We start from the raw sequence: 3,759 nt of genomic DNA on the forward strand, positions 1-3,759 counted from the left end.
CGACCACGATCGCCAGGGTGACGATCGAGACGAACGGTGAGGCCAGGACGACGTTCCCGGCGAGCAGGCTGATCAACCCGATGAAATCGACCAGCCCCGCCCCGGCAGGACCGGCGGCAGTCTCGGGGATAGGGACTTTCGGCTCAGACCCGCGCGGTGCGCGATACCTCTGTACGCAGGTCGGTGGATTCCTCGGTCGCCTTCCGGCCGATCAGATACCAGGTTCGCATCGGGCCCTTGCCCTTTATGTGGACGATGCCTCGCTCCTGCAGCACGAATTCGCCTTTGAGGCGCTCGTACATCGCGTCGGGTACCTGGATCCGGCCCACCGAGTCGGTGGATTCCATCCGGGACGCGACGTTGACCGCGTCGCCCCACACGTCGTAGAAGAACCGGCGAGAGCCGACCACACCCGCGACCACGGGCCCGCAGGCCATGCCGATTCGCAGCGGGATCGGCTCGCCGTGCGGGTCCTTCAGCCCCGCCGCGACATTGGCCATCTCGAGCGCGAAATCGGCAAGCGCGCGGGAATGGTCAGGCCGCGGACGCGGGACCCCGCTGACGACCATGTACGAGTCGCCGCTGACCTTGATTTTTTCGAGGCCGTGCTTGTCCACGAGCGCATCGAAAGCTCCGTACAAGAGGTCTAGGAAGCGCACCAGGTCGGCCGGCGGGGTGCTGCTGGCGCGTTCGGTGAATCCGACGATGTCGGCAAACAAAACCGAGGCGTCATCGTATTTGTCGGCGATGACGCTGCGGTCGGGTTGCTTAAGGCGCTCGGCGATGCTGGCGGGCAACATGTTTTCCAGCAGTGCCTCCGAGCGGTCGTACTGGGCCTCCATGACCGCCTCGGCGCGGGCGGTATCACGCAGGGCGAACCACACCGTCACGACGACGACGACGACGCTGGAGATGGTTGTGATGACAAAGCCCGTCGACATGGCCCAGGCCGGTTGCACCCCGGTGTTTCGCGGGACCAGAAACTCGACCGTGATGATCAGGCCGGCGGCCACGGCCGCCAGCGCGGACGCCAACACGATGCGTTCGATTCCCAGCAGCAGCACCACCAGACAGGCGCCGACCAGGAAGAAGAGTTGCGAGCCCGATCCGGTGCCCGTGTCCACGCCCGTGGCGAAGACCGTGACGTAGGCGGCGCCCATAAAGGTAAGCGGCGCAACCAATTCCCCGAATCGCTGCAGCCAGGGGACGATCGCGAAGGTCAGCATGGCGCCGAGGTTGATGGCGCTGATCTGCCACGACCAGGTTCCGGTGACGATCTGCATCAGCACAAACGTGGCGCTTACCAGCACGGCCAGCCACGCGGCTATGTTGAGGGCCCGCGCCCGTCGTGCGGCGCTGTCGGCGTAGTGCTGATTGCGGTCGCGGGTCTGCGCCCGCACCGCGGCTACGCAGTCCGGGCGATTCGACGAGCCATCCGAGCGAGGTGGGGCTCCGCATTTCTTCGCCACCACGTTCAAAGCGTAACCGTTTACCTCGGCGTGTCGGCGCACCAGTCCAGATCCGCGGCGGTGAGCCAATCGGACGGGCCGTGCGCCGATAGCGAGCCGTTGGGCATGATGTGCGCAACCGCCGTCCGTCCCGGGCCTCCAGGTCGGCGATCATGCGCCGGTGGCAGCGCCACCAGGTCGGTTCGCCGCAGTCTCGCATCAGCGGGCAACGCATTCTGGTGCCGTATTGGGTCCGGTGGCGGAGTCGCAGGCAGCCGAGGTCTATACGAGGGCCCCGGCCATCGTGCTTCTGTTCAAGGCCGGATTCCTCCGCCGCTGCCGACCCTTAAGGCCACACATCGCCAGTCGAGCCAACGTCGGCGACAAAACGCCCTAGTGGCGCCGATGGCCTCGCCAGCTTGTGCCCTCGGTGGTGTGTGGTTTCAGGACATCGGAATAGCGTGTCTCAAGACATCGGAATAGGTTGATGCGTTCAGCGTCGGCAGGTGTCGAAAGCCCGCCTGGTCATTACCGCTGTCATCGTCGAGGGTCGTAGCCAATCTGAGGTGGCCCGTGAGTACGGGGTTTCCCAGGGTTGGATCTCACGCCTGGTCAAGCGGTACCGCCTCCACGGTGAGTCCGCTTTCGAGCCACGCTCACGCCGGCCGCACACCAGCCCCAGGCGCCTGCCGCAGGCCACCATCGATCTGATCATCAGCCTGCGCAGCGATCTGGCCGGCAAAGGCCTCGACCACGGTCCACACACCATCGCCTGGCACCTGCGCCATCACCACGGCCTGGTGGTGTCGGTCCCCAGCATCCACCGCCACCTGGCCGCAGCCGGTTTGATCACCCCCACCCCGCAGCGGCGGCCCAGGTCCTCCTACATTCGCTTTGCCGCCGAACAACCCAACGAACGCTGGCAAGCCGACTTCACCCACTGGTGGCTTGCCGACACCACCCACGTCGAAATCCTGAACTGGATCGACGACCACGCCCGCTACGCCCTCTCCGTCACCGCCCACCCCCGCGTCACCGGCCCCATCGTCCTGGCCGAATTCCGCAAAGCCGTTGCCAACCACGGCATTCCGTATTCGACCTTGACCGACAACGGCATGGTCTTCACCACCCGATTCTCCGGCGGCAAAGGCGGACGCAACCACTTCGAAACCGAACTGCACCGCCTCGGAGTCACCCAAATCAACTCCACCCCCAACCACCCCACCACCTGCGGCAAAGTCGAACGCTTCCACCAAACCCTCAAAAAATGGCTCACCGCCCAACCACGCGCCACCACCATCGCCGAACTACAGACCCAGCTCGACGAATTCACCGACACCTACAACCGCCGACGCCCTCACCGCGAACTACCCCACCGCGCCACCCCTGCCACCGCCTACACCGCCCGCCCCAAAGCCACCCCCGGGCAACGCCTCGACACCCACGACCGGGTCCGCACCGACCGCATCGACCGATTCGGAAAACTCACCCTGCGCCACGCCGGCCGCCTCCACCACATCGGCGTCGGCCGCACCCACGCCGGCACCCGCGTCCTCGTCCTCGTCCAAGACCTCGACATCCGGATCATCAACGCCGCCACCGGCGAACTCATCCGCCAACTAACCCTTGACCCCACCAGGGACTACCAACCCCGAGGCGTTCCCGGCGGACGCCCCACGAAAAAACCCGAACCCTAAACGAGGGTTCGGGCTATTCGTATGTCTTGATACATCACACGGCGGTGGCGGAGGGATTTGAACCCCCGGACGGTTTCAGCCGTCTCTCGCTTTCAAGGCGAGTGCATTAGGCCGCTCTGCCACGCCACCGCTGATAAGGGTAACGGGGACTAGTAACGTCGCCGTCATGCGCGCGATTGTCGCCGAATCCCCCGATCAACTGTCCTGGCAAGAAGTGCCCGACGTCGCCGCCGGGCGCGGTGACGTGCTGATCAAGGTCGCCGCGGCCGGCGTCAACCGCGCCGACGTGCTGCAGGCCGCCGGCAAGTACCCGCCCCCGCCGGGGGCCAGCGAGATCATCGGCATGGAGGTGTCCGGCGTCGTCGCCGACGCGGGCGAGGGCGTCACGGATTGGGCTGCGGGACAAGAGGTTTGCGCGCTGCTGGCCGGCGGCGGCTACGCCGAATACGTCGCCGTGCCCGCCGGCCAGGTGCTACCCATCCCCGACGGGGTGGACCTGGTGGACGCCGCCGGTCTGCCAGAGGTGGCGTGCACGGTGTGGTCGAACCTGGTGCTGGTCGCGCACCTTGGCAAGGGGCAGCTGCTGCTCATGCACGGCGGGGCCAGCGGCATCG

3 protein-coding genes, 1 tRNA gene and 1 pseudogene are annotated in these 3,759 nt (G+C 66.3%); 2 read left to right on the forward strand and 3 right to left on the reverse strand.

Annotated elements, in window-relative coordinates; translation table 11 throughout:
• A pseudogene (locus tag JO059_RS03695) lies at nt 1-114 on the reverse strand (HdeD family acid-resistance protein); the annotation flags it as partial.
• A 29-nt stretch (nt 115-143) separates the two neighbouring features.
• Nucleotides 144-1,472 (reverse strand): adenylate/guanylate cyclase domain-containing protein, encoded by a 1,329-nt coding sequence (locus tag JO059_RS03700; protein ID WP_293314766.1) that lies wholly within the window; start codon nt 1,470-1,472, stop codon nt 144-146.
• 482 nt (nt 1,473-1,954) lie between these two features.
• On the opposite strand from JO059_RS03700, the gene JO059_RS03705 reads away from it, so the two are divergent.
• Entirely contained in the window at nt 1,955-3,145 is a 1,191-nt protein-coding gene (locus tag JO059_RS03705) for an IS481 family transposase (RefSeq protein WP_293314767.1), read from the forward strand.
• A gap of 42 nt (nt 3,146-3,187) precedes the next feature.
• Here the strand turns inward: JO059_RS03705 and JO059_RS03710 are convergent.
• Nucleotides 3,188-3,274 (reverse strand) — tRNA-Ser (locus JO059_RS03710).
• Nucleotides 3,275-3,311: 37 nt separating this feature from the next.
• On the opposite strand from JO059_RS03710, the gene JO059_RS03715 reads away from it, so the two are divergent.
• Nucleotides 3,312-3,759, forward strand: a 448-nt coding sequence (locus JO059_RS03715) for an alcohol dehydrogenase catalytic domain-containing protein (protein ID WP_293314768.1), incomplete at its 3' end; no start/stop codon positions are given.

It is taken from the genome of Mycobacterium sp. (assembly GCF_019247615.1).
GTDB lineage: Bacteria > Actinomycetota > Actinomycetes > Mycobacteriales > Mycobacteriaceae > Mycobacterium.